Source organism: Rhizobium fabae (genome assembly GCF_003985135.1).
Classification (GTDB): domain Bacteria; phylum Pseudomonadota; class Alphaproteobacteria; order Rhizobiales; family Rhizobiaceae; genus Rhizobium; species Rhizobium pisi.
The window spans coordinates 1-24753 of sequence record NZ_ML133658.1; the positions used below are offsets into that span (position 1 = coordinate 1).

The window sequence follows — 24753 nt, forward strand, 5'->3', positions numbered from 1 at the left end:
GCGAAAACCCAAGTAAGGTAGGCCAAACAGCGCAAGGCGTGACTGTCCCAAGATCATCTGCATCTCAGAAATCCGTTCTCTCAATGCTGGGCGCGGCCTCTTTCATGCCACCTCCTGTTGCAGGAGGAGAAACGATCATCACGGGGAAAAAATCAATGGCTTTCCGGAAGATACCTCGCATGGGCGGAGAGGAGACCGCCGCCCATGCTTGGAGCGTCGCGCCGTGACTTTCGGTGAAGCCGTCAGCGGACGTAGAAAGTCAGGCTTCCGTCCGCCGCCTGTTCGGCATTGACGATATTGCGGACATCGACGCCTTCGTTGTTGAGCCGGTGGGCAAGCGACTTGTTGGCGTCGATCGAGGCCTGGATGCCGCGAATGGCCTGGCCGGAACGCTGCGGCGCCGAGCGCGGGCCGGTCGTCTCGTCGTCGAGATTGCGCCAGTTGTAGACCTGCTCGACATTGAAATCATTGCCTTGGAAGGTCCGGAGCGTCTGCTCGATGCCCTGGTCGGTATTCATCCCCAGGCTTTCGGCCCGGCTGACGCCTGTGAATGCGAGGGAGGAGAGGGCTGCGGCGACGGTGATTGTGACAACGCGGTTCATGATTGTATCCTTTCATCTGCTATGACGGTCAGCTGTCGTTGCAGGGGATCGTCTGCGTCACCATATCGAATTGGCGCTACGCCCTTCGCGATTCAATGGCTTAAGCCACTGAAAATCAATTAAAAATTGTTCATGAAAACTGCCTTTGAATTGCCGTTTTCAAGGCATCGGGCAAAGCCGGTTCTGAGCGCTTGCCCGGCAGTGCATGGCGCGCTCCGCTATCCCTTTGCGGATATTTCCTCTTTCCGTGTTGCGGCATCCGGCGAAATTGCTTGCCATTCGCACGAAGGCGTGTTTTGACCGCGGCCTGCCGAGTGGAAAATGCCCCACCAACCGAAGGTGAACCATGCCAAGAGAGACCGCTCCCCATATTTTGATCGTTGAGGCCCGCTTCTACGACGACATGGCCGACGCCCTGCTCGAAGGCGCGACCTTTGCGCTTGATCAAGCCGGCGCCACCTACGAAGTCATTACCGTTCCCGGTGCGCTGGAAATTCCGGCGGCGATTGCCATGTCGCTCGATGGAGACGACAATGGCGGCACGCATTATGACGGCTATGTCGCCCTCGGCATGGTCATCCGCGGCGAGACCTATCACTTCGATATCGTATCGAACGAATCCTCGCGCGCTTTGATGGATCTCGCGGTCAGCGAGTCCCTTGCCATCGGCAACGGCATCCTGACCGTGGAAAACGACGAACAGGCCTGGGCGCGCGCACGCCGCTCGGACAAGGACAAGGGCGGATTTGCCGCTCGCGCAGCTCTGACGATGATCGGGCTGAAGCAGAAACTGGGTGCATAACGAATGAACGACGACAAGACGGATCGGCCGGTCAAGACTGCGAACCAGCGGGGCGCTGCCCGCCTTGCTGCGGTCCAGGCGCTTTATCAGATGGATATCGGCGGCACCGGCGTTCTGGAAATCGTGGCCGAATACGAGGCTCACCGCCTCGGGCAGGAACTCGACGGCGCGACCTATCTGAAGGCCGATGCCGCCTGGTTCCGGTCCATCGTCGCCGGTGTTGTGCGCGATCAGGTCCGTCTCGATCCGCTGATCGCCTCAGCGCTGCAGGACGATTGGGCGTTGTCGCGCCTCGACAGCACCGTACGCGCCATCCTGCGCGCCGGCGTCTTCGAACTTACCGACCGCAAGGACGTTCCGGTGGCGGTCATCGTCACCGAATATGTCGAGATCGCCCAGGCCTTCTTCGACGACGACGAGCCGAAACTCGTCAACGCCGTGCTCGACCGCATCGCAAAGCAGGTCCGCGGCGAGACGAAGAAGTAGCTCTTTAGCCGCCAAACAACCTCCTGTCTCTTTCTTCGCACTGCAACGGTTTTCGCCCGTTGCGGTCTTGACGCCACGTGATCGACCACGCAATCTCCGCACCGCTGAGTGTGGCGTTTCTGTGGAGAGGAAGGCGATTCGGCGGCGTTTCTGCCGGAGAAGGAGTGAGCTCCGGCCTATGGGAGGAAAGAGCGAAATGACGATCCTTTTATGCGTAATCGCATGCGGTCTGCTCTCGGTGGTCTATGCCGCCTGGGCGACCCGGTCGGTGCTTGCAGCCGATCAGGGCAACAGCCGCATGCAGGAGATCGCGGGTTATATCCGCGAAGGCGCTCAGGCCTATCTGACCCGCCAGTACAAAACCATTGCCATTGTTGGCGTCGTTGTTTTCATCGCGGCCTGGCTGCTTCTTTCCGCCACGGCCGCCGTCGGTTTCCTGATCGGCGCCGTACTATCAGGCGCTGCCGGTTTCATCGGCATGCACGTCTCCGTCCGTGCCAACGTGCGCACCGCCCAGGCGGCTTCCGCTAGCCTTTCAGCCGGTCTCGACATCGCCTTCAAGTCAGGCGCCATCACCGGCATGCTGGTGGCTGGCCTCGCGCTGCTCGGCGTCTCCATCTACTACACAGTTTTGACCGTCGGGCTCGGGCATGAGACCGGCTCGCGCGAAGTCATTGATGCGCTGGTGGCGCTCGGCTTCGGCGCTTCGCTGATCTCGATCTTCGCTCGTCTCGGCGGCGGCATCTTCACCAAGGGCGCCGATGTCGGCGGCGATCTCGTCGGCAAGGTGGAAGCCGGCATTCCCGAAGACGATCCGCGCAATCCGGCAACGATTGCCGACAACGTCGGCGACAATGTCGGCGACTGCGCCGGTATGGCAGCGGATCTTTTCGAGACCTATGCGGTCTCGGTCGTCGCCACCATGGTTCTCGCCGCGATCTTCTTCGCCGGGGCGCCGATCCTCCAGTCTGCCATGGTTTATCCGCTGGCAATCTGCGGCGCCTGCATCATCACCTCGATCATCGGGACCTTCTTCGTCAAACTCGGCTCGAACGGCTCGATCATGGGTGCCCTCTACAAGGGCCTCATCGTCACCGGCCTGTTGTCGATCGTCGGCCTCGGTGCTGCCACCTCGCTCACGATCGGCTGGGGATCGATCGGCTCCGTCGGTGGCGTCGATATCTCGGGCGCGCACCTCTTCTTCTGCGGCGTCATCGGCCTCGTCGTCACTGCGCTGATCGTGGTGATCACCGAATATTATACCGGCACGGGCAAGCGCCCGGTCGTCTCGATCGCCCAGGCTTCGGTCACCGGTCACGGCACCAATGTCATCCAGGGCCTCGCCGTGTCGCTGGAATCGACGGCATTGCCGGCGATCGTCATCGTTGGCGGCATTCTCGCCACCTACCAGCTCGGCGGCTTGTTTGGCACCGGCATTGCGGTCACGGCGATGTTGGGCATAGCCGGGATGATCGTCGCGCTCGACGCTTTCGGACCGGTGACGGACAATGCGGGCGGTATCGCCGAAATGTCGCATCTGCCGCCGGAGGTACGCAAATCCACCGATGCGCTCGACGCAGTCGGCAATACGACCAAGGCCGTCACCAAGGGCTACGCCATCGGTTCCGCTGGTCTCGGCGCACTGGTTCTCTTTGCCGCCTACTCCTACGACCTCAAGTATTTTGCGGCGAATGGCGACAAGTTCCCTTATTTTGCCGGCATCGGCGAAATTTCCTTCGATCTTTCCAACCCCTACGTGGTGGCGGGATTGATCTTCGGAGGTCTCATCCCCTACCTATTCGGCGGCATTGCAATGACCGCCGTCGGCCGTGCGGCTGGCGCGATCGTCGAGGAAGTCCGCCGTCAGTTCAAGGCGAAGCCGGGCATCATGCTGGGCACGGAGAAGCCGGACTACGGCAAGGCCGTCGACCTTCTGACCAGGGCCGCCATCCGCGAGATGATCATCCCGTCGCTGCTACCGGTACTGGCGCCGATCGTTGTCTATTTCGGCGTGCTGCTGATCTCCGGTTCCAAGGCCTCGGCCTTCGCCGCCCTCGGCGCATCACTGCTCGGCGTCATCATCAACGGCCTCTTCGTCGCCATTTCGATGACATCGGGTGGCGGCGCCTGGGATAATGCCAAGAAGAGCTTCGAGGACGGTTTCGTCGACAAGGACGGCGTGCGTCACATGAAGGGCTCGGATGCGCACAAGGCCTCCGTCACCGGCGATACGGTCGGCGATCCCTACAAGGATACCGCCGGCCCCGCCGTCAATCCGGCGATCAAGATCACCAATATCGTGGCGCTGCTGTTGCTCGCCGTTCTCGCTGGTTGATCCGTTCCACCCAGGCGCTGCGGTACCGCGACCATTAAAAAACCCGCCGGCGCGATCCGGCGGGTTTTTCGTTGAAGACATTTCCGATCAGCGCAGGCTGCTCGGATTCTGCGGCGTGCCGCCGGCGCCACCGCCGAACAGGCTGCGGGCAGCGCTCGCGGCGCTGCCGCCGGAGAGCATCTGCTGCAAGAAGGTGAGTTCTTTGCCGCCGGTCGGCGTGACGCGCGAGATCGTGTCGAACACCTTGCCGTCCTGCAGCGTATAGTTGGCACGGCGGTTGACGACGCCGTCCTTGTCGAAATAGACGGCCAGAATGCTCTGGTCGACGACCTTCAGTTTCTGGAAGGCGACGGCGCGTGTGCGCCGCTGTGAGATATAATAGAAGACTTCGCCGTCGAAAGTCGCCGTCGTCGACGGCGTGCCGAGCGACAGCAGCACCTGCTCGCGGCTGGACCCTTCCGGAACCAAGTTCAGCGACTGCTGGTCGACGATATAGCCACCGTTGAGCACCGTGCTCGTCTGGCAGCCCGAAAGAACTGATGTGGAGGCGATTATGAAGGCAATGGCCGCGCTGCTGAAGAATTTCATGTCAGACTTGAAATACCGTTTCTTCAACGACATCTACTCCCTTGAGTGTCGATAGCAGCCGTTTGGGGCCTTACACGCTTTCCTCCTGCAAAACCATTGTGGCCATTCCGAGTCGGGTGTACCGAATTCGCTTCGCCGGCGTCTTGAGAGCGCCGTCCCGAAACTGGTCACGATCAGCATTGCAATTCGCGCCTGCTTCGGTAAACCAGCTTTCGAAATCATGCAACAAGGCCGGACGCCAGCCGGCGCGAAGAATGAGGCATTTCCGGAAAAAACATGATCTTCGGGCTGTTTCGCAAGAAAAACAACAATCAGGCGATCGTCGACAGGCAATATGCCGCGCTGACGGCCGCCGCGCGCGTGCCTGATCTCTATGAGCGGTTGAATGTGCCGGACACGGTCATGGGTCGTTTCGAGATGCTGTCGATCGCCATGATTCTGTTTTTTCGCCGCACACGCGCCTCCGCAGTAAGCGGCCAGGAGATCGCCCAGGAGATCGTCGACGCCTTCTTCCAGGATATTGACTATTCGATTCGCGAGCTCGGCATCGGCGATAACAGTGTGCCGAAGCGCATGAAAAAGCTCGCCGGCATGTTTTACGGCCGGCTCGAAGCCTATTCGAAGGCGATGGACGCGGGCGACGCCGAGGCGCTTGCTCTTGCCCTTGAGCGCAATATTTACCCCGAAACCGCGACGCCGGCCGATATGTCCGGCCTCGCCGGTTGGATGGTGGCTGCGGAATCCCATCTCTCGGCTGTTCCGGAAGAGGTGATTGCCACCGGTTCGGCAACGCTCCCGCCTGTTGCCTGAAGGAGGAAGCAATGAAGCACGATCGGGACGATGTTCCCTTCTCCTATCAAGTCAAGGTCGGCCATATCTCGGCCAATCCTGTCGAGGTCCATATCGAGGCCGACGACAGCGAATTGAAGGCGCTTGCCGAGGCCTGGAGCGTCGCCTCCGTCGACGGTCTGCGCGCCGACCTACAGATCGGCCGCTGGAAGCGCGACGGCGTTCGCGTCAAGGGTCGCGTGCAGGCGAAGATCGTCCAGTCCTGCGTCGTGACGCTGGAGCCGGTCGAAGCCGCGATCGACGAGAGTTTCGAACAGATTTTCGTGCCCGAGGGTTCCAAGCTCGCCCGCCAGCCGGGCAACGACGCCGGCGAGATGCTGCTTGATCCCGACGGTCCCGATCTGCCCGAGACCTTCGTGGGTGACACGATCGACGCCGGAGAGGTGGTTGCGGAATTCGCCGCCCTTGCGATCGACCCCTATCCGCGCAAGGAAGGCATCGCATTCGCCGGCCATATCGAGGATAGCGGCGAGAACGATAAAAAGCCCTCCGCTTTCGCTGCCCTCAAGGACTGGAAAAAGGATTAAGCTTCGCTGGCATTTGATACTATTCAGTTGTAAGCGACGACAAAACCGGTATTTTGGCCGAAATTTCGCCCTCGGCGAAAAGAAGGATCAGGGACGCGTGATCAGAATATCTATCGACCTCATGGGTGGCGACTTTGGTCCCCAGGTTGTCATCCCAGGTGCCGCCAAGGCGTTGGATCGGCATCCGGATATTTCCTTCGTTTTCTACGGCATCAAAGAGCAGTGCGACCCGGTTCTCGCCCGGTTTCCGAAATTGAGGGAAAAATCGGTTTTCCACGATTGCGAGCTCGCCGTCAGCATGGATGAGAAGCCGAGCCAGGCATTGCGCCGCGGCCGCTACATCTCCACTATGTGGCGTTCGATCGAGGCGGTGAAGACAGGCGATGCCGATGTCGCGGTTTCGGCCGGCAACACCGGTGCCCTGATGGCGATGGCGAAGTTCTGTCTGCGCACCATGGCCAATATCGAGCGTCCGGCGATCGCCGCGATCTGGCCGACGCTGAAGGGCGAGAGCATCGTGCTTGACGTCGGCGCGACGATCGGCGCCGATGCCCAGCAGCTTATGGATTTCGCCCTGATGGGCGGCGCCATGGCACGCGCGCTTTTCGAGATCGAGCGTCCGACGATCGGTCTTCTGAACGTCGGCGTCGAAGAGGTGAAGGGCCAGGAGGAGGTCAAGGAGGCAGGGCGGCTGCTGCGCGAGGCGAACATCGATTCGCTCGAGTATTCCGGCTTCGTCGAGGGCAACGACCTTGGCAAGGGCACCGTTGACGTCGTTGTCACCGAAGGATTCTCCGGCAATATCGCGCTCAAGACCGCCGAAGGCACCGCCAAGCAGATCGCCGAATATCTGCGTGCCGCCATGTCGCGCACGCTGCTCGCCCGCATCGGCTACCTCTTTGCCAAGAGCGCCTTCGACATGCTTCGTGAGAAGCTCGATCCGAGCAAGGTCAATGGCGGCGTTTTTCTCGGCCTGAACGGCATCGTCATCAAGAGCCATGGCGGGGCCAATGCCGAAGGCATCGCTGCGGCCATCGAAGTCGGCTATGACATGGCCAAGAACGGCCTCAATCAGAAAATAGAAAACGATCTTAAGAAATATCATGCCAAGCGGCTGCCCCCCATGGGTCCGGAAGCTGCATGAGCGACAGGGTTCAATCAATATGATCCGTTCAGTGGTTCGCGGGTTCGGAGCCGCACTTCCGAAGCGCGTGATGACCAATCGCGACATGGAGGCCATCGTCGATACGTCGGACGATTGGATCGTCCAGCGCACCGGCATTCGCCAGCGTTACGTCGCCGGTGATGATGAGACGACGGCCTCGCTCGGCGAGGCGGCGGCGCGAGCAGCCCTTGCCAATGGCGGCCTGACGCCCGCCGATATCGACCTCGTCATCTGTGCCACTTCGACGCCCGACAACACGTTTCCGGCGACTTCGGTCAATATCCAGCACCGCCTCGGCATGAGCCACGGCTTCGCCTTCGACGTCCAGGCCGTCTGCACTGGTTTCGTCTATGCGGTCACGACGGCGGATGCCTATATCCGCGGCGGGCTTGCAAAGCGCGTTCTCGTCATCGGCGCCGAAACCTTTTCGCGCATCCTCGACTGGAACGACCGCACCACCTGCGTTCTTTTTGGCGACGGCGCCGGCGCGATCGTGCTCGAAGCGGCCGAAGGCGAGGGCACGTCAGCCGATCGCGGTGTGCTGACCGCGCATCTGCGTTCCGACGGTTCGCACAAGGACAAGCTTTATGTCGATGGCGGCCCCTCTTCGACAGGCACCGTCGGCAAGCTGCGCATGGAAGGCCGCGAGGTCTTCAAATATGCCGTCGGCATGATCACCGATGTTATCCAGGCTGCTTTCGATTCGACCGGCACCACTGCCGAAGACCTTGACTGGCTCGTGCCGCACCAGGCCAATCGGCGCATCATCGACGGTTCGGCAAAGAAGCTGAACATCGATGCGGAGAAGGTCGTCATAACAGTCGACCTGCACGGCAATACGTCGGCTGCCTCGATCCCGCTCGCGCTTGCGACCGCTGCCGGCGACGGCCGCATCAAGAAGGGCGACCTAGTGATGCTCGAGGCGATGGGCGGCGGCTTCACCTGGGGCGCCGTTCTGCTGCGCTGGTAAGCACGAATCCTAAAAAACTGGCGGCGAACAAGAGCTTGACCGTGAGGCGCAAGACAAATACTCTTCGTCCGCTTTCACAAAATATTTGTAATGGGCGGGGAAACCATGACCGGAAAAACAGTGACGCGAGCAGACCTGGCGGAATCCGTTTTCCGAAAGGTCGGGCTTTCCCGGACCGAATCCGCCGAGTTGGTCGAAACCGTCATTGATGAAATCTGCAACGCCATCGTGCGGGGCGAAACCGTCAAGCTTTCTTCCTTCGCGACCTTCCAGGTGCGCGACAAGAACGAGCGAATCGGCCGCAACCCGAAGACCGGCGAGGAAGTTCCGATTTCTCCCCGCCGAGTCATGACCTTCAAGGCGTCGAACGTGCTGAAGACGCGCATCCTCAAGGCGCACGTCTCGCGCAAGATCAAGCTGAAGCCGCAGAATCCGGCTTCCTGATCCCTGCCTTCCGTTTCGGAACGGCAGTTTTTTCCTCTCGTTTTGTCCATCCGTTGTGCGCAACGTCGAGACATGACTTGAATTGTCGGCGCCAAACCGTTGAAATATGATGAGTCGCCGTTGGATCGAGCCGCGAGGTCGCGTAGCAGTATGACGTTGGACAAGAGCCCCGATGCCTTTCGCACCATCAGCGAAGTCGCAGACGATCTTGATCTGCCGCAGCATGTGCTGCGCTTTTGGGAGACGCGCTTTCCGCAGATAAAGCCGATGAAGCGCGGCGGCGGCCGTCGTTATTATCGGCCGGAGGATGTGGATCTCCTCAAGGGCATCCGGCATTTGCTCTATGATCACGGCTATACGATCAAGGGCGTGCAGAAGCTCCTGAAAACCAACGGCAACAAATTCGTCATATCGGTCGGCCACGGCGATCTCGCCAGCGTCGAGGCGCTTGCGTCGGGCGTACAGGACGCGGGCGAACCGCGCGTCGGCATGGCAGAAGAAGACCAGATCGTTGGCCGCGCCAAACCGCCTATCACCCGCCGATTCTTCAATTTCGTCGCCGGAGACGACGACCAGCCGGAGGTCTCGATCGGCAAGTCGAGCGTCGGCAAGGAAGACAGGGCGTTGCTGCAGGAGGCGCTCTACGATCTCCTGGAGTGCAAACGCCTGCTCGACCAGGTTCGCTGAGCTGACAGGCAGGTCAGGCTTCGGTAAGCCGCTTCATCGCCTGTTCGAGCTCGCTGAGCTGAAAGGGTTTCCGCAATACCGGCAGTGTGCCTGCGCTGCCTTCCGGGGCGCTGCCATATCCCGTTGCATAGAGATAGGGCTTGCCGCGTTCGTCGAGCAGCTTTGCAACCGGCAGCGAACTGCGGCCGGCAAGAGAGACGTCGAGGATCGCGGCGTCGAACTCCGAGTCCTTGGCGGTTGTCAGCGCCCGTTCCAGATCGGGCGCGCTTGCGCAGACCCGATAGCCGAGATCGCCGAGCATGTCCTCGAGCAACATGGCAATCAGCGTATCGTCCTCGACGATGAAGATGTCTTTCATGATCCCTTTCACCCATTTCCCCTTGCCGGGCATGAAAGTTATGTGGACCGCTTCCGACGCTCGTCAAGACGTGCTGCCCCGCAGTGTGAGAAAGAGCATATTGCCGGGTGAAATTCGATGTGCAAAAGCTGGGATACCGTTTCAGAAGCGGAGGGAAAGAGGCCTGGGATGGATTTGCTGAGTGCCACAGACTGGTTGCGTCACAGGCCCGGTTACACATATCCGCTGGCGCTTGCCGCGGTTGGATTGACGTTTCTTCTGAGAATCGCGGCCAGCGATTATCTTTCCGGCTTTCCCTTCCTCAGCTTCCTTCCGGCGATTTTGCTCGCCAGTTTCATCGGCGGCGCGGGGCCGGGCCTTGTCGCGGCCGTGGTCGCCGGCTTCATCGTCCAGCAGTTTTTCGTCGAGCCGCACAATGTCTTTTGGCCGGTCAGCGCCGGGCAATGGGTCGGCCTGTCGACCTATCTCGTCAATGCCGCGATCATCGTCGGCCTGATGGAGATGATCATCGTCGCTCATGACCGGCAGAGCCGCCTTCGCAGCGAACTCAACAGCTTTAATACGCGCCTGGAACAGACGGTGGCCGAGCGTACCGCCGCGCTCAAGCATGAGATGGACGAGAATGCCGCCGCCCAGGCGCAGGTCCGCCAGTTGCAGAAGATGGAGACGATCGGCCAACTGACCGGCGGCGTCGCCCATGATTTCAACAATATGCTCGCGATCATCATTGGCAGTCTCGATCTCGCCCAGCGGCGCATGACCGGAAACGAGGATCCCCGCCTGCTGAATTCGATCCAGAATGCCAGGGACGGCGCGCAGAGGGCGGCCGTGTTGACCGCACGTCTTCTCGCCTTCTCGCGCCAGCAGCCGCTTGCCCCGGAGATCATCGATGCCAACAAGCTGGTCGGCGGCATGTCGGAGCTGCTGCGGCGCACGCTCGGCGAGCAGATCCGGATCGAGACTGTTCTTGCCGGCGGCCTCTGGCCGAGCTTTGCCGATCTCAGCCAACTCGAGAACGCCATTCTGAACCTTGCCGTCAATGCCCGCGACGCCATGCCCGGCGGCGGTCATCTGACCATCGAGACCGCCAATACCGAACTCGACGAGCGATATGCGCGCATGCATTCCGAGGTCGAGGCTGGTCAGTACGTTATGATCAGCATCACCGACACGGGCACCGGCATGTCGCCCGAAGTGATCGACCGCGCCTTCGACCCGTTCTACACGACCAAGGGACCCGGCAAGGGCACCGGTCTCGGCCTCAGCCAAGTCTACGGCTACATCAAGCAGAGCGGCGGCCACATCAAGATCTATTCGGAAATCGACAGGGGGACGACGGTGAAGATCTATCTTCCCCGCCATGTCGGCGCAACGGGCGCCCGGTTCGGCGCTATGGGCGCCCTGCCGATCCCCCAAGGGAGCGTCAACGACACGATTCTGGTGGTTGAGGATGACGAGCACGTCCGCAGCATGACCGCCGAAAGCCTGCATGAACTGGGTTACACCGTATTGGAGGCGGCGAGCGGCATGGAGGCGCTTGTGCTTCTCGAGCAGAATGCCGCCGTCGACCTGATCTTCACCGACATCGTCATGCCGCAGATGAGCGGACGGCAGCTTGCCGACATCGTTCAGGAAAAATGGCCGAAAATCCGGGTTCTCTACACAACGGGTTATACCCGGAATGCCATCGTCCATAACGGCGTGCTCGATCACGGCGTCTCCCTGCTCGCCAAGCCCTTCAGCCTCGAGCAGTTGGCTCACAAGATCCGCGAGCTTCTGAATGTGCCGGTGAGAACGGAAGACGAAAGGACGTGAGGCCGCAACGCGGCCGCACGCTCAAAATCTCTGAGCGCGTTATTCCAGGACCTGGATCACGCGGTGCGTCTGCGGCTCGACGATCACGCGCCGGTTGTTGACGACGGTATAGGCGTAGCCGTCAACATTTGGCACCGTATGCACTTCGACGGTATCCGGCAGCGTCGCACCGACCACGATATCGCCGTCATAGACGACGGACGGCGTTTTTTGCTCCATCACATATGTGCGCACCTCGCCAGGCAATACAACGGAGCCTGTCGCTGCAGGGTCGATGACGATGACGGTGCTCTGCGCGAAGGCGGCGGAACTAATGTTAAGCACGGCGGCCGCAGCCACCATGATCTTGTGCATGGAAGTTCTCCTTTTTACCCAGACATGAAGGCAACGCGGACAATCCGGCATAGTTCCCGTGCCTGCTTCTCGCAGCGCGGATCGGCGTGGCGACGAATGGTGGTCGAGATTCTCGCTCGAAAGACGCGCGCGCTTGGGCCATTGCCGGGTGGACAAACGCGGGGAGAGAACGATTAAGTTGTTGGCGAATCGATATACGCATCATACGGTTGAGTAGTGCGAACAATGTCCAGTACGGGTTCGTCCGGCGATGCCATGGCTCGGTTCTTTACGTTTGGTTAACCATGTTGGCGGTTTATGTCAGATGAACGGCCTGCTGGTCGTTGATTCGAAGATCCCTCGCGTTTCGGCTTGCGAATGGACATCTGGAAAGACGATTGCGGCGGCTCGAAACATGCACTTGCGTAAGACGATATCGCTGGTGGCCGTGGCGGGCATGATGGCCGGCTGCACATCGACAGGCGGTGTGCGCCAGCCTTCCGGGCCGGAGACCGTTGCGCCCGAAAAGGCGCTGGTCCTGCCGCCGCCAGGAGGCCCATCGATCGTCAGCGTTGTCGAGAGCAAGCGCGGAAACGGCGTCGAGCAGAATATCTCGCTGTTTACCTCATCCTCCGTACCCGGCCAGAATTTCCTGAAGGTCCAGTTCTTAGGCGCCTCCGGGGCCAATCCCGGCATCGGCAATGCAGGCTTCAGCATGATCAACGAAAGCGGCATTGCCCGCGAGGTGGCCCGTTCGGCCCCGGGCGTCCCGATGGCGACATCCGCAACCTTCCTGCAGAACAGCTACGGCCCCTTCGGTTATGCCTCCGGCCGCAGCCAGGCCGGCGACACCTGCATCTATGCCTGGCAGCAGATCCGTTCGAGCGTCGCCGCCAATACCCAGGCGCGCAATTTCGGCATGATCCAGCTGCGCCTGCGTCTCTGCGACGCCGGGGCGAGCGAGCGCCAGCTGCTCGGCATCGTCTACGGCTACACCGTCACCGGCACTTTCGACGGCGAGATCTGGAATCCGTACGGCCATGCGCCGCCTGCCGACGCAGCGCTCGGACGCACCGGTCAGCCGATCTATCCCGACGAGGACGGTTATCGCGCCAGCCCGATGCCGATCGGCTATGAACCGGCCCCCGCCCTTGTCAGCCGGCCGCGAGCCGCTCCCGTTCGCGGTACCTCGGCCGCGCAGCCGGCTCAGGGCGTCGCGCCGCTGCCGGCACCCGTCGGCCCGCGCGTGCCGCTGCCCGGCGAGACGCCGCAGACGAATGCGAAGCCGGATGCGGCAGCCGTGCCGGGCGATCAATCGGCAAGGGCGATCGGCGCCGCCGTGCCGTCGCCAGACTGCGTAGGCGACGCGGCCATGACGGCCGCCTGCCGGAAATGATGAGCATGCCGGGAGCGCCGGATGGCGTCCCGGTTGAGCAATTTCGAAGGAACGTCGATGCGCAAAGCCCGCAGTGTCATCATATGGGCCGTGGTTTCGCTCTGCATGATCGTGTTGATCACCTTGCCGGTCAACCTCCAGACCCAGCTCATCACCAGCATCACGGTCGTGACGGTGATGGCGCTTATCAAGATTATGAAAGGCGAGGGGACGTGGCGCCTGGTGGCGCTCGCTTTCGGCACGTCGATCGTGCTGCGCTATGTCTACTGGCGCACCACCAACACACTGCCGCCGCTGAACCAGCCTGAGAATTTCATTCCCGGTCTGCTGCTTTATCTTGCTGAAATGTATAGCGTCGCGATGCTGGCGCTCAGCCTCTTCATCGTCGCCACGCCGCTGCCGTCGCGGCCCTCGCGGGCGGCCAAGAATGAGCGCTTCCCGCATGTCGACGTCTTCGTGCCATCCTACAACGAGGATGCCGGTCTTCTTGGGAACACGCTGGCCGCCGCGAAGGCGATGGATTATCCGGCCGAGAAGCTGCATGTCTGGCTGCTCGACGACGGCGGCACTTTGCAGAAGCGCAATTCCGGCAAGCTGCTCGAGGCCCAGGCCGCTGCCGCCCGCCATATCGAGCTGAAGCAGCTCTGCGAGGATCTCGACGTCACCTATCTCACGCGCGACCGCAACGAGCACGCCAAGGCCGGTAATCTCAACAACGGCATGAAACATTCGACCGGTGAACTCATCGCCGTCTTCGATGCGGACCACGCGCCGGCCCGCGATTTCCTGCTGGAGACAGTCGGTTACTTCGACGACGACCCGAAGCTTTTCCTCGTCCAGACCCCGCATTTCTTCATCAATCCCGATCCGCTGGAGCGCAACCTGCGGACCTTCGACAAGATGCCGAGCGAAAACGAGATGTTCTACGGCATCATCCAGCGTGGCCTCGATAAGTGGAATGCTGCCTTTTTCTGCGGTTCGGCTGCGGTTCTGAGCCGCAGGGCGCTCGAATCCCAGAATGGCTTTTCCGGCATCAGCATCACCGAGGATTGCGAGACGGCGCTGGCGCTCCATGGCAGCGGCTGGAACAGCATCTATGTCGACAAGCCGCTGATCGCCGGTCTGCAGCCGGCCACCTTCGCAAGCTTCATCGGCCAGCGCAGCCGCTGGGCGCAGGGCATGATGCAGATCCTGCGCTTCCGCTTCCCGCTTCTGAAGCGCGGGCTGACGATCCCGCAGCGCTTCTGCTATATGTCCTCCACGCTTTTCTGGCTCTTCCCGTTCCCGCGCACGATCTTTCTTTTCGCGCCGCTCTTCTACCTGTTCTTCGATCTGGAAATCTTCACCGCCTCCGGCGGCGAATTCCTTGCCTATACGCTTGCCTACATGCTCGTGAACCTGATGATGCAGAACTACCTCTACGGGTCGTTCCGGTGGCCGTGGATTTCCGAGCTCTACGAATATGTCCAGACCGTGCATCTGCTGCCGGCCGTCGTCTCCGTCATGCTCAATCCGAGAAAGCCGACCTTCAAGGTCACGGCCAAGGACGAGTCGATTGCCGTCAGCCGCCTGTCGGAAATCAGCCGTCCGTTCTTCGTCATCTTCGCCGTGCAGATCGTCGCGCTCATCATCACCATCTACAGGATCTATGCCGAGCCCTATAAGGCCGACGTCACGCTCGTCGTCGGCGGATGGAACCTCATCAACCTGATCATGGCCGGCTGCGCGCTCGGCGTCGTGTCGGAGCGCGGCGAACGCGCCTTGTCCCGCCGCGTCCGCGTCAACCGTCGCTGCGAATTCGGTGCCAACGGCAAGTGGTACGCGGCCTCGATCGAGGATGTCTCCGTCCACGGCGCAAGGCTTCACGTCTTCAACAAGAACCTCGACGAGCTGATGATCGGCGCACCAGGCGAGATCCGATTCCAGCCCTATAGCGGCGCGGATATGGAAACCCTGCCGCTCATCGTCCGCAACATCGAGCCATCAGGCGACATCACCAATCTCGGCTGTCAATACGTGCCGAAAAGCGCGCTCGACCATCGCCTGATCGCCGACCTAATGTTCGCCAATTCCGACCAGTGGACCCAGTTCCAGACGTCGCGCCGGCGCAATCCCGGGCTCATCCGCGGCACAATATGGTTCCTCGGCCTGTCGTTCTATCAGACCAGCCGCGGCCTCGTTTACTTCTTCCGCAGCATGCGGCCGGAGCGGGAAGCCCAGCAGCAGGCGGCAAAGGTCAACGCCGGATGAGAACGATCGTCGCTGCCTCGCTTCTCCTGCTGAATGCTTCCGTCTTCGTCCAGGCGCAGACGGCGCCCTTCGACATGTCCGGCGAGCGGCCGCCCGGCGCGCCCGTTGCCCCGAGATTGACACCCGCCCGCCCGCCTGCCGCCACCGCGCCGGCTCCCGTCACGCCTCCCGTTTCGGTGACACCCGCGCCTGCAGCTCCGGCTGCTCCCGCTCCCATTCCCACGCCTCCGCCGGTCGCCGTGCAGCCGCAGATGGCAGTGCCGGCGCCCCAGCCTGCCGCGGCGGCGAATGCTGCTGCGCGCCCGAGCACCGGCGATGTCCGTCGTTATGTGTTGCCCTTTTCGAAACTCAGTCTCAGCGGCGAATACGACCGGCGTTCGTGGTCCGTTTATCTGACGCCGGAGCAGGCGGCGGCCAAGGCAAGCTTTACCTTCGCCTACCAGAATTCGATCGTCGTTGCGCCTGAGGCATCGGCGCTGACCGTCTATCTCAACAATCGCCCGATCGGCCAGCAGCGCGTCGGCTCGCCGGATGGCCCATCCGCCGTCACGTTCGAAGTTCCCTCCGGCCTGCTGCAGCCGGGCGCCAACCTCGTCACCTTTGAAGCCGATCAGCGCCACCGCACCGATTGCAACATTCAATCCACCTACGAACTGTGGTCGAACATCGATCCGGCTGGAACCTATCTGCGTTTCGCCGGCATCGACGCCGCCCAGCAGTCAAGTGCGGACGCCATCCGCGCCATCGGCGTCGATGGCGCCGGCAAGACCGAGTTCGACATCGTTGTTCCGGCGCTGGAACAGCCCGGAACCACCAAGCCGCTGCTGCGGCTTGCGCAGGGCCTGTCGGTGCTGAGCAGCATGCCGAACCAGATTTTCGCTTTCGGCACCGATTCGCTTCCGGCCGCTGGGCCGGGCAAGCTCAGCGTGCTCGTCGGTACCGCGGCGGAATTGCGGCCGCTTTTCCCCGGCCTGCCGCCCGGCGCCGAAAGCGCGGCACTGGCCGCTTTCGTCACCGATCCGCGCAGCGGCTCGCCGGTGCTTCTGATCAGCGGTCCCTCCTGGCAGGCGGTCTCCTCGGCGATCGATACCCTCGTCTCGCCAACGGACAGGTCCTCGGATATCCGCCGCGACGCGCTGACCACCGAGCGCTGGAGCGCGCCGAATGCGCCGCTCGTCTTTTCCGATACGAACATCACCCTGTCGCAGCTCGGCGTGAAGACCACAGAGTTTTCGGGCCGGCGGTTCCGTACCGGTTTCAATGTCGCCGTTCCGGCCGATTTCTATGCCAATGCCTACGGCGAGGCGAAGGTGCTGCTCGACGCCGCCTATACCGATAACGTGCTGCCCGGCAGCCACATCGATATCTACGTCAACGACAACATTGCCTCCACCGTGCCGATCACCACGACCACGGGCGGCATTCTCCGCCATCTGCCGATCCGCGTGACGATGCGGCACTTCAAGCCCGGTCTCAATTCGGTGGCGATCGAGGCGATCCTGATGACCAAGGACGACGCGGCTTGCGCGCCGGGCGCGACCGGCGGGGCCAATCCGCGCTTTGCCCTGTTCGATACCTCTGAACTGCACATTCCCGATTTTGCCCGCGTCGGCCAGCGGCCGAATCTGGCTGCGATGGCCGGCACAGCCTATCCCTATGGCCGGGACACGGAGCCGACGCCGCTTTTCATCGACCGCGTCGATGCCGACACGCTTTCGGCCGCCGCCACGCTGCTCGGTCAGATGGCGATCATGGCCGGCCATCCCATCCCCATCGAGACCGTCGCCTCGCCGAATACGATCGGCGATCGTGACGCAATCTTCATCGGCTCGATCTCGCAGATGCCGGCAACCGCGCTGACGCAGGCCAATATCTCCACGGCCAGCCAGGCATCGTGGCGTCCCGTCGTCGACACGCAAACCGGGGTCGTCGATACCGGCACGGCCTTCGAACACTGGAATTCCAAGGTCAGCGGCGGCGTATTGCGAAGCCGGATCACCGCCTTCCGGGAATGGCTGTGGCGCAATTTCGACATTTCCCGCAGTTCTTTGCAATTCATCCCCGGCGCTGAGGAGATTTTCACGCCGTCCAATGCGGCCACGCTTCTGGTCGCACAAGGCTCCAGCCCTGCGGGAGGCGGCTCATGGACCCTCGTGACGGCGCCGTCGGCGAAGGATTTGCGCGAAGGGCTCGAGGTCGTGACCGGGCAATTGAACTGGCAGCAGATCGCGGGCCACATTACCACCTATTCGAGCAAGACAGATAAGATCGAGACAGTGCCCGTCACCCGCTTCGATTTCGTGCCTTCCGTCCCGTGGTCGATCGGCAATTACCGCCTGATCGCCGCCAACTGGCTGTCGTCGAATATCCTTTCCTACGCTTTCCTGCTCGTCGTCTTCCTGCTGCTGATCGGCCTCACCACGTCGCGCATGCTGAAAAGACTGGGCCGGTCGAAGTGAGGAGGTGGCGCGCGCTTCTGCTTGCGGCAACAGTCGCGCTTGCCCCCGCGGGCACGCCTGCCATCGCGCAGCAGGCGATGATCAATGCTGGCGCATGGTCCGCCTATAAGGCGAAATTTCTCGATGCAACCGGCCGCATCATCGATAACGGCAATGGCAATATCAGCCACAGCGAAGGGCAGGGCTATGGCTTGCTTCTCGCTTATCTCGCAGCGAGCCCTGCCGATTTCGAGCAGATCTGGTATTTCACCCGCACCGAGCTATTGCTGCGTGACGATGGTCTGGCCGTGTGGAAATGGGATCCGAACGTCAAGCCGCACGTTACCGACACAAACAATGCCTCCGATGGTGACATGCTGATCGCCTATGCGCTGGCGCTTGCCGGTACGGCGTGGAAACGCGAGGACTATATTCTGGCCGCCTCCCGCATGGCACAGGCGCTGCTTGCCAAAACGGTGGTTCGTTCGGAGGGCCGCACTCTGCTGATGCCGGGGACCGACGGCTTTGCCGCTGCCGACCGCGACGACGGCCCCGTTGTCAACCCGTCCTACTGGGTTTACGAGGCCATCCCGGTGATGGCGGCGCTCGCCCCGTCGGATGACTGGAAAACATTGTCGGAAGACGGCGTGGCGCTGTTGAGCACCATGCAGTTTGGCCCACGCAGGCTTCCCGCCGAATGGGTGAGCCTGCACGCCAAACCGCAACCGGCGAAGGGCTTCGACGCCGAATTCGCCTACAACGCCATCCGCATTCCGCTCTATCTCGTCCGCGGCGGCGTCACCGACAAGGCGCTGCTCAACCGCTTGCGGCAGGGGATGTCGCAGGACGGCGTCCTCGCCACCATCGATCTGACCACCGGCCGGCCGAAGACTTTGCTGTCGGATCCAGGTTATAGAATTGTTAACGATGTTGTGGCCTGTGTAGTCGACGGGACCAAGCTGCCGGTCTCTGCCCTGCAATTTGCACCCACGCTCTATTATCCGTCCACGCTTCAACTGCTGGGACTGGCCTATATCGGGGAGAAGCATCCGGAGTGTCTGTGAAGTCTTCTCTCGTGGCGATTTCAGCGGCAGTCGTGGTGGCGACCCTCGTCACCGGGCTGAAGGATCGTGCCGCCTTGCAGGAGCGGTTCGGTCTTGCGGCCGGCGCCAAGCCGGCGCCGGAGCTGATGATGATGGGCCGCATCAAGCCGACGGACGCTCCTGCCGCCAATCCCGAGTTCAATGTGCAGACCGTCGCCGACAAGATCGAGGCGATCACCTCCTCGCCGCCGTCGGGGCCGGTTACCGCGGAACCCACGGCCGCCGCGCCGCAGCCCGAGACACCGCAACCGGTCGCGCCGCAGACGGCCGCCCAGCCAGCGCCGGTCACCCCGCCCATCGTTACCGAGCCGCCGGCGCCGCAGCAGGCCGCGGCACAGCCGCCGCCTGCCGTCGATGAAAGTGCGCTTCGTTATTTCGCGAGCCGCGGCGACAAGGTGCGCCTGCAGGCCGAAATCTCTCGCCTTCAGGCGCTCTATCCGAACTGGGTTCCACCGGCCGATCCGCTCGCCGTGCCGCAGAACGGCGACAAGCAGCTCGAAGCCATGTGGCGGCTTTATTCCGATAGCCGTTATGCGGAGCTGCGTAAGGCGATCGCCGACCGCCAGGCAACGGATGCCGGATGGCAGCCGCCGGCCGATCTGCTCGACCGGCTTGACGTCGCCGAGGCCCGCGCGCGTCTCGTCAACGCTTCGGACCTCAAGCAATATACAACGGTGGTCGATATCGCTGCCGCAACGCCGAGCCTGCTGACCTGCAGCGAGGTGGATGTTCTCTGGCGTGTCGCCGAAGCCTTCATCCGGACGGAGAGGGCGCAGCGCGGCCAGGATGCTTACACTTATATCCTGAAGAACTGCACCAATCCCGCCGAGCGGCAGGCGACGGTCGAAAAGGCCTCGACGCTGCTTGGCTACCAGCCGATGCAGGCGCTGCTCGCCCTGGAAAAGCCCGCCGCCGACGGCAGCAAGGAATTCGACGCGATCCGCGATAACCTTGCGCGGCGCTTCATGGCCGAAGGCAATGAAAACCCGAATCTCGCGATCGCGCCTGATTATGTCGCCCGCGTCGAAAAACTTTCAGGGACTGAAGGGCTTGCCTCCGATGCGCTGCTGCTCGGCTGGTATCAGCTTCGCCGCAACAATGATGCCGATGCCGAAAAATGGTTTCGCGCCGCCCGCGCCAAGGAGGATTCGGCGGCTGCTTCGCAGGGGCTGGCCCTGGCGCTGATTGCCCGAAAGGCGCCTCAGGAAGCCGAGGACGTGATGTTCCGCTGGCGCGCCGATTCAGACGATGCGACCGCTACTTATCTTGCCGCTACCGCCAACCTGATGGCGCTGCAGCCGCCGGCCGATCTGGCTGAAGACGTGCTGCACCGCATCGCCGCCGAAGTCATCGCCCGGAAATATGTGCCGACGGCCCAGCAGTTCGGTTGGTATGCCCGCTCCCTCAACCAGTTCCAGACAGCCGCCCGCTGGTTCGAGACGGCGCTTGCCTGGAAGCCAGACGACGAACCATCCGCCTATGGCCTTGTCATCACCCGTGAGCAACTGGGCGACCGCAAGGGCGTGCGTAACATCCAGCAGGCCTGGGCTGGCCGCTCGGCCCGCATCACCAATCTCGAAGACACCTCGTCGCTGATGCTGAACGCCGTCACGCCGCCGGAGAAGGGTGCGCTTGCCCCGCAGCAACCAGCTCCCCAGCCATCGGTGCCGCCGCAGCAACGTCCCGCCGCGGCTGAGCTGTCTCCGGTCGAGCGCCGTCCCGAGGTGCAGCCGGGGGCGGAAACAGCCGTTCGCCCACCGAGGCCCGTCATGCAGACGGTCACCGTCGAGCGTGGCCCGCGCCAGACGCGCGGCTGCTCGACGACCATCGATGCCGGGCAGCTTAGCCCGGTCGATGCGCTGTCGCGCGGTTGGTGCCTGATGGATATCAATCGACCGATGGAGGCAATCGCGGCCTTCGAGGCGGCACTGCAGAGTCCGGTCCGCAAGGTTCGTGAGGATGCAGCCTATGGTCAGAGCCTCGCCTATCTGCGCGCCGGCCTTTCCAGCAACGCCGCTGTCGCAGCCACCAAGGCGCCTCAGAACCGCCAGCGCGCCGCCGAACTGCAGGTGGCGATTCTCGCCGACCGTGCGCTTTCAGCCTTTGACGCCGGGCGTTACCGCGAAACCCTCATCTATCTCGATCAGTGCGCCCAGCTGCAGCAGGAACGCATCGACCTGATGGTCCTGCGTGGCTACAGCTATCTCAATCTCAAAATGTACGGCGATGCGAGCCGCGTCTTCGAAGCCGCCGCCGCGACCGGTAGCCGCGATGCTGCCCGTGGTCTGGCTGACCTGCGTAACGTCACCCATCCCGACGTCAACGACTGACGTTGACGCCGCCGCTGCTCTCCGCTACTCGCCAGCGCGGAGGCCGCCCCGACCTCATGCCCGCAAGGAGAAACCCGTGTCCGCTCTCCATGACATCCTCGACAGATCTTATGACGCCTTCCTCTTCGACATGGATGGAACGCTGCTGAATTCCATCGCCGTCGTCGAACGTGTCTGGAGCGTATGGGCAAGACGTCACGGCTTCGAGCCGGAGGTCTTCCTGAAGACGATTCACGGCATTCGCGCCTCCGACGTTATCCGCGGCCTCGGCCTGCCCGGCGTCGATCCGGCCCATGAGGCAGACCTGTTGCTTGCCGAGGAGATGGAGGATGTCTCCGGTATCGTCGAAATCCCGGGCGCCGTCCGCTTCCTCTCCGCCGTCGCTGATGGCAAATGGGCGATCGTCACCTCGGCCCCGATCGAGCTCGCCAGGCGCCGCATGGCCGCTGCCGGCATCCCGATGCCGAAGGTCATCGTCAGCGGCGGGGAGGTCAAATCAGGCAAGCCGAGCCCCGAAGGCTACCTCCTCGGCGCAAGCCGCCTCGGCGTCGATCCGTCGAGATGCCTGGTTTTCGAAGATGCCGTCGCCGGCATTCTCGCCGGGGAAGCTGCCGGCGCCGACGTCACCGTCATCACCGAAACCCACGCCACGCCTTTCGAAACACCGCATTTTTCGATCGCCAACTACCAGGCATGGCAACCCCGCCAGACTGCTGAGGGTCGGTTGATGCTGGCAAGTGTTTGAGCGTTGGCGAGAAGTGTCTCCTCTTTCTCGGAGGAGGATTTTTCCGCTTGCATTTCAGATTGGCGCCGTGGCGTGTCGGTTGTTAGGAGAACGCGTGTCGTGATACGGGCACCGCTCCTATAAATTTCGCTTTGTCCGAGCTCGGATCGAGAGAATCCACCAGCCATGGTGCCCGCCGCTGTCAGAGCATCGATGGCGTCCGACATATTCGCGAGCCTGTAGAGGCTGCCAACTCAAGTTGTTGTGCTCTTGCTGCATGGATCGCGAAGAGAAGAGTTGAGCAGGTCACCCTCTTAATGCCTGCAGCATCATCTCTGTTGCTAACACCTTCGGAGGGTCGTTAAACAGCAGTAAATCATTGGGGAAAGCCGGTGTAACCATAACCAGGAGCGTGAAGTATGACCCCTCTTGTTCAGATATTGGACGGAACTTCGACGGGTTAACCTTCACGGCATCTATGCTCCCCACGACCACTCGGTACTTGGCTTGCTCTCCGAACGCAGCAGACCGCATTGGGGATAACCGAATACCCTCCATTCGCCTTACGCACTGACTGATGAACGCTGCGGCTGGGATTGTCTCGTTCCAAGACAAATCAGACAATTGCGTCGAATGCGGGTCAGCATGCAAACCCGCTCTAAGAAGCCGTGCTGAGACCATATAGGCTTCAAACCAACTGATTGGTTCGCGGGTGTGCGGATCGCGAAGTCCAGAAGTCGGGGCTTCAGGAAAAGTCTCTTTAGCTTTCTGGATTAGATTGACATGGCGGTTGGCCAATTCGTCTTTTACGATTTGAGTTGGCAGTATGCCTCTTCCTTTTATACTTACGCAGAGGGTGATCAAGTCTCGAGCGCCGCCGGCACGGACAACTAACTCTCGAAGGACGTCGGATGTTAAAGTTGTGCAAAGACACACTTTCTCATCCATGTTTTGTTCCAAAGCAGGGTGATCGAGGCATGCAGCATGTGGGCCGTCTATTACGCTGACGACGTGAATGTAGTCGATGTCATCCCACGCAACAGCAAACGACTGCCATTCATTTTTTCCGCGAATCTGGCGACCAAGCTTCCACTCAGCGATCCGGTCTCGTGCTTGGCGTAGATTTTCTTCGGCAACGCCTTTCAGCCACGCCTTCGAATCTTTCATATTAAACATGAACAATGCTCGGCCGATAACAATAATCATATCAGCGGGCTCACGTCCTGAAGACCACTGGTCGGGCAGAAAAGTGGACGGGGAGCTTATTGAGTGCTTGGCGAAGGTAGCGACTAGCGCTTCTTGCGGATATACCTTCCTTGGTTTCTTGCTACTCATCTACCCCCTCGCGGAATGGCGAAAATGAAACAGAGCAGCCATCGGCCGTTCAACCCCATCGCCAGCGAAACTGCCGTCTCTGCCGCATGAGGCAGAGACTCACCACCAGTCATCAAATGATCGGCACCAACCGGCGCCAACGACCCATTCCAAGGCGGATCGCGAGCACTTACGCCGTGGTAATCAGCTCCGTGCTTTACGATGGCTAATCTGCGGCGACATGCGGCGAAAAGATACCCTTAGATCGTCGTAGTTCGTGCCGGCCACCGGCCGCCGCTTCTCAGTTTGCCGTGATGCTCTTCGGCCCAGCGAGATGTTGCGGCATGATGCGTCTCGCGCCACGGCTCAAAGCCGCCACAGGCCGGACTCTCTCCTCGGACGAGTGCATCCACGTGCCTTATGCTCCATTTTTCTTCCCGCGGCCCTATTTTCCGCTTGCGCTCGGAAGGGCGATTACATAAACGAAGCAAGCCGTTTCGGCAGGTCGGGGCGTAGCGCAGCCCGGTAGCGCACTTGACTGGGGGTCAAGGGGTCGCTGGTTCGAGTCCAGTCGCCCCGACCATTTAAAATAAATAGTGCGATGAAATACTCCCCCAGAGTGTAGTCGCAAGAAAATCTCTTAGTTCTTTTTGGGACTCCCTTGGTGGGAGGAGGCAATACTTGTTGCCTTTTGTTAAGGTTATACCCAGTTCGTGGTTGAATACCCCAGGTTTGGATTGAAAATAATCCAAAACCTCTTCGCATTCTCGCGAATAGGTGTAGATTAGCAATATCCCTATCACAGATAGCCTAGTGCGAGCGCATGGCCGATATCAAACAGAATGTAACTTGCAGGCAGAGCCTCGCCAGCGCGTTCCAGGCTCTGTCGGATGAGGCTGTTAAAGCCGGCTGGTCGGAGGGCGATGTCGCCCTGGCGCTTGCTGAACTCGCCGAGGAACGTGTGATCGAAATCACCGCAAAGGTGATCACGGAAGGCTTCATTCATCCCCAGCGCATCGCTGCGGGCGGCGGCCGCAACGGCTAGCTGATCTATACCTGCGATCCGCCCAGACCATCGAGCGCGCCTAGCAATGCTGGAGAGCGAGGCGATGATCGTGCCCGAGCTTAGAACGGGATATTGTCCGAAAGCTGCTCCACCTCTTCAGATATTCGTCAGCATCCGAGGCGGTGGAAACGATCGGGCTGTCGTCTGGTGAAGGACCCGGACGGGGAGGGA

22 protein-coding genes, 1 tRNA gene and 1 pseudogene are annotated in these 24753 nt (G+C 61.4%); 19 read left to right on the top strand and 5 right to left on the bottom strand.

The annotated features are described in order from the left end of the window. Positions 1-227, top strand: a 227-nt coding sequence (locus tag EFB14_RS33265) for a hypothetical protein (protein WP_208661895.1), incomplete at its 5' end; no start/stop codon positions are given. A gap of 15 nt (positions 228-242) precedes the next feature. On the opposite strand, the gene EFB14_RS25525 is transcribed toward EFB14_RS33265, so the two are convergent. Continuing rightward, on the bottom strand, positions 243-602 hold the full coding sequence (locus EFB14_RS25525; RefSeq protein WP_125846901.1) for a hypothetical protein: 360 nt from the start codon (positions 600-602) through the stop codon (positions 243-245). A gap of 346 nt (positions 603-948) precedes the next feature. On the opposite strand from EFB14_RS25525, the gene ribH reads away from it, so the two are divergent. The 3 genes from ribH (at position 949) to EFB14_RS25540 (ending at position 4225) form a co-directional block, all read left to right on the top strand. Beyond that, entirely contained in the window at positions 949-1404 is a 456-nt protein-coding gene (gene ribH / locus EFB14_RS25530) for a 6,7-dimethyl-8-ribityllumazine synthase (protein ID WP_125846902.1), read from the top strand. A 3-nt stretch (positions 1405-1407) separates the two neighbouring features. Further along, entirely contained in the window at positions 1408-1890 is a 483-nt protein-coding gene (gene nusB, locus EFB14_RS25535) for a transcription antitermination factor NusB (protein ID WP_125846903.1), read from the top strand. A 196-nt stretch (positions 1891-2086) separates the two neighbouring features. After that, complete coding sequence (locus EFB14_RS25540) at positions 2087-4225, top strand: sodium-translocating pyrophosphatase (RefSeq protein ID WP_125846904.1); 2139 nt, start codon at positions 2087-2089, stop codon at positions 4223-4225. 87 nt (positions 4226-4312) lie between these two features. Here the strand turns inward: EFB14_RS25540 and EFB14_RS25545 are convergent, their stop codons facing one another. Continuing rightward, the gene (locus tag EFB14_RS25545) at positions 4313-4846 is read right to left on the bottom strand and encodes an outer membrane protein assembly factor BamE (protein WP_125846905.1); all 534 of its coding nucleotides are present in this window, start codon (positions 4844-4846) and stop codon (positions 4313-4315) included. Between the two features lie 187 nt (positions 4847-5033). Between EFB14_RS25545 and EFB14_RS25550 the strand changes: the two are divergent. The 6 genes and pseudogenes from EFB14_RS25550 (at position 5034) to EFB14_RS25575 (ending at position 9455) form a co-directional block, all read left to right on the top strand. Next, positions 5034-5623, top strand: a pseudogene (locus tag EFB14_RS25550) (ubiquinol-cytochrome C chaperone family protein). Between the two features lie 11 nt (positions 5624-5634). Then, complete coding sequence (locus tag EFB14_RS25555) at positions 5635-6189, top strand: YceD family protein (protein WP_126829390.1); 555 nt, start codon at positions 5635-5637, stop codon at positions 6187-6189. A gap of 97 nt (positions 6190-6286) precedes the next feature. Further along, the gene (gene plsX, locus EFB14_RS25560; RefSeq protein WP_125846908.1) at positions 6287-7333 is read left to right on the top strand and encodes a phosphate acyltransferase PlsX; all 1047 of its coding nucleotides are present in this window, start codon (positions 6287-6289) and stop codon (positions 7331-7333) included. A 19-nt stretch (positions 7334-7352) separates the two neighbouring features. Then, positions 7353-8324 carry a beta-ketoacyl-ACP synthase III gene (locus EFB14_RS25565; protein ID WP_126829391.1) on the top strand — a complete coding sequence of 324 codons (972 nt, stop codon included), beginning with the start codon at positions 7353-7355 and terminating at the stop codon, positions 8322-8324. A gap of 105 nt (positions 8325-8429) precedes the next feature. Further along, positions 8430-8768, top strand: coding sequence for an integration host factor subunit alpha (locus EFB14_RS25570; protein WP_125846910.1), 339 nt, complete (start codon positions 8430-8432; stop codon positions 8766-8768). A gap of 150 nt (positions 8769-8918) precedes the next feature. Beyond that, positions 8919-9455, top strand: coding sequence for a MerR family transcriptional regulator (locus EFB14_RS25575; RefSeq protein WP_126829392.1), 537 nt, complete (start codon positions 8919-8921; stop codon positions 9453-9455). A 13-nt stretch (positions 9456-9468) separates the two neighbouring features. Here EFB14_RS25575 and EFB14_RS25580 read toward each other — a convergent pair whose 3' ends face one another. Next, entirely contained in the window at positions 9469-9813 is a 345-nt protein-coding gene (locus EFB14_RS25580) for a response regulator (protein WP_126829393.1), read from the bottom strand. Between the two features lie 168 nt (positions 9814-9981). Here EFB14_RS25580 and EFB14_RS25585 point away from each other — a divergent pair, with 168 nt between their 5' ends. Then, entirely contained in the window at positions 9982-11628 is a 1647-nt protein-coding gene (locus EFB14_RS25585) for an ATP-binding protein (protein ID WP_126829394.1), read from the top strand. 39 nt (positions 11629-11667) lie between these two features. Here the strand turns inward: EFB14_RS25585 and EFB14_RS25590 are convergent, their stop codons facing one another. Continuing rightward, entirely contained in the window at positions 11668-11982 is a 315-nt protein-coding gene (locus tag EFB14_RS25590) for a DUF1236 domain-containing protein (protein WP_126829395.1), read from the bottom strand. 394 nt (positions 11983-12376) lie between these two features. Here EFB14_RS25590 and bcsN point away from each other — a divergent pair, with 394 nt between their 5' ends. The 6 genes from bcsN to EFB14_RS25620 all read left to right on the top strand — a co-directional run bounded on the left by bcsN (position 12377) and on the right by EFB14_RS25620 (position 22223). Then, the gene (gene bcsN / locus EFB14_RS25595) at positions 12377-13357 is read left to right on the top strand and encodes a cellulose biosynthesis protein BcsN (protein ID WP_126829396.1); all 981 of its coding nucleotides are present in this window, start codon (positions 12377-12379) and stop codon (positions 13355-13357) included. 57 nt (positions 13358-13414) lie between these two features. Further along, on the top strand, positions 13415-15607 hold the full coding sequence (bcsA, locus tag EFB14_RS25600) for a UDP-forming cellulose synthase catalytic subunit (protein WP_126829397.1): 2193 nt from the start codon (positions 13415-13417) through the stop codon (positions 15605-15607). Then, positions 15604-18066 carry a cellulose biosynthesis cyclic di-GMP-binding regulatory protein BcsB gene (locus tag EFB14_RS25605; protein WP_126829398.1) on the top strand — a complete coding sequence of 821 codons (2463 nt, stop codon included), beginning with the start codon at positions 15604-15606 and terminating at the stop codon, positions 18064-18066. The genes bcsA and EFB14_RS25605 overlap by 4 nt, the downstream gene beginning before the upstream one ends. After that, positions 18063-19109 (top strand): family 8 glycosyl hydrolase, encoded by a 1047-nt coding sequence (locus EFB14_RS25610; protein WP_126829399.1) that lies wholly within the window; start codon positions 18063-18065, stop codon positions 19107-19109. Before EFB14_RS25605 ends, EFB14_RS25610 begins: the two co-directional genes overlap by 4 nt. Further along, positions 19106-21478, top strand: a complete 2373-nt coding sequence (locus EFB14_RS25615; protein ID WP_126829400.1) for a cellulose synthase — start codon at positions 19106-19108, stop codon at positions 21476-21478. The genes EFB14_RS25610 and EFB14_RS25615 overlap by 4 nt, the downstream gene beginning before the upstream one ends. A 76-nt stretch (positions 21479-21554) precedes the next feature. Next, on the top strand, positions 21555-22223 hold the full coding sequence (locus EFB14_RS25620; RefSeq protein WP_126829401.1) for an HAD family hydrolase: 669 nt from the start codon (positions 21555-21557) through the stop codon (positions 22221-22223). A 285-nt stretch (positions 22224-22508) separates the two neighbouring features. Here the strand turns inward: EFB14_RS25620 and EFB14_RS25625 are convergent, their stop codons facing one another. Beyond that, entirely contained in the window at positions 22509-23537 is a 1029-nt protein-coding gene (locus EFB14_RS25625) for a hypothetical protein (protein WP_126829402.1), read from the bottom strand. A gap of 485 nt (positions 23538-24022) precedes the next feature. On the opposite strand from EFB14_RS25625, the gene EFB14_RS25630 reads away from it, so the two are divergent. Next, positions 24023-24099: transfer RNA gene (locus tag EFB14_RS25630), tRNA-Pro, on the top strand. A gap of 240 nt (positions 24100-24339) precedes the next feature. Next, positions 24340-24561, top strand: coding sequence for a hypothetical protein (locus EFB14_RS25635; RefSeq protein WP_126829403.1), 222 nt, complete (start codon positions 24340-24342; stop codon positions 24559-24561). The last annotated feature ends 192 nt before the right edge of the window (positions 24562-24753 follow it).

Bases quoted from the DNA above. Each gene is read 5' to 3' on its own strand.
- nusB (WP_125846903.1), top strand. From the start codon at position 1,408: ATGAACGACGACAAGACGGATCGGCCGGTCAAGACTGCGAACCAGCGG.
- EFB14_RS25635 (WP_126829403.1), top strand. From the start codon at position 24,340: ATGGCCGATATCAAACAGAATGTAACTTGCAGGCAGAGCCTCGCCAGC.
- EFB14_RS25565 (WP_126829391.1), top strand. From the start codon at position 7,353: ATGATCCGTTCAGTGGTTCGCGGGTTCGGAGCCGCACTTCCGAAGCGC.
- EFB14_RS25525 (WP_125846901.1), bottom strand. From the start codon at position 602: ATGAACCGCGTTGTCACAATCACCGTCGCCGCAGCCCTCTCCTCCCTC.
- EFB14_RS25540 (WP_125846904.1), top strand. From the start codon at position 2,087: ATGACGATCCTTTTATGCGTAATCGCATGCGGTCTGCTCTCGGTGGTC.
- bcsN (WP_126829396.1), top strand. From the start codon at position 12,377: ATGCACTTGCGTAAGACGATATCGCTGGTGGCCGTGGCGGGCATGATG.
- EFB14_RS25575 (WP_126829392.1), top strand. From the start codon at position 8,919: ATGACGTTGGACAAGAGCCCCGATGCCTTTCGCACCATCAGCGAAGTC.
- EFB14_RS25570 (WP_125846910.1), top strand. From the start codon at position 8,430: ATGACCGGAAAAACAGTGACGCGAGCAGACCTGGCGGAATCCGTTTTC.
- EFB14_RS25605 (WP_126829398.1), top strand. From the start codon at position 15,604: ATGAGAACGATCGTCGCTGCCTCGCTTCTCCTGCTGAATGCTTCCGTC.
- EFB14_RS25625 (WP_126829402.1), bottom strand. From the start codon at position 23,537: ATGAGTAGCAAGAAACCAAGGAAGGTATATCCGCAAGAAGCGCTAGTC.
- EFB14_RS25580 (WP_126829393.1), bottom strand. From the start codon at position 9,813: ATGAAAGACATCTTCATCGTCGAGGACGATACGCTGATTGCCATGTTG.
- EFB14_RS25585 (WP_126829394.1), top strand. From the start codon at position 9,982: ATGGATTTGCTGAGTGCCACAGACTGGTTGCGTCACAGGCCCGGTTAC.
- ribH (WP_125846902.1), top strand. From the start codon at position 949: ATGCCAAGAGAGACCGCTCCCCATATTTTGATCGTTGAGGCCCGCTTC.
- EFB14_RS25555 (WP_126829390.1), top strand. From the start codon at position 5,635: ATGAAGCACGATCGGGACGATGTTCCCTTCTCCTATCAAGTCAAGGTC.
- EFB14_RS25545 (WP_125846905.1), bottom strand. From the start codon at position 4,846: ATGTCGTTGAAGAAACGGTATTTCAAGTCTGACATGAAATTCTTCAGC.
- bcsA (WP_126829397.1), top strand. From the start codon at position 13,415: ATGCGCAAAGCCCGCAGTGTCATCATATGGGCCGTGGTTTCGCTCTGC.
- EFB14_RS25590 (WP_126829395.1), bottom strand. From the start codon at position 11,982: ATGCACAAGATCATGGTGGCTGCGGCCGCCGTGCTTAACATTAGTTCC.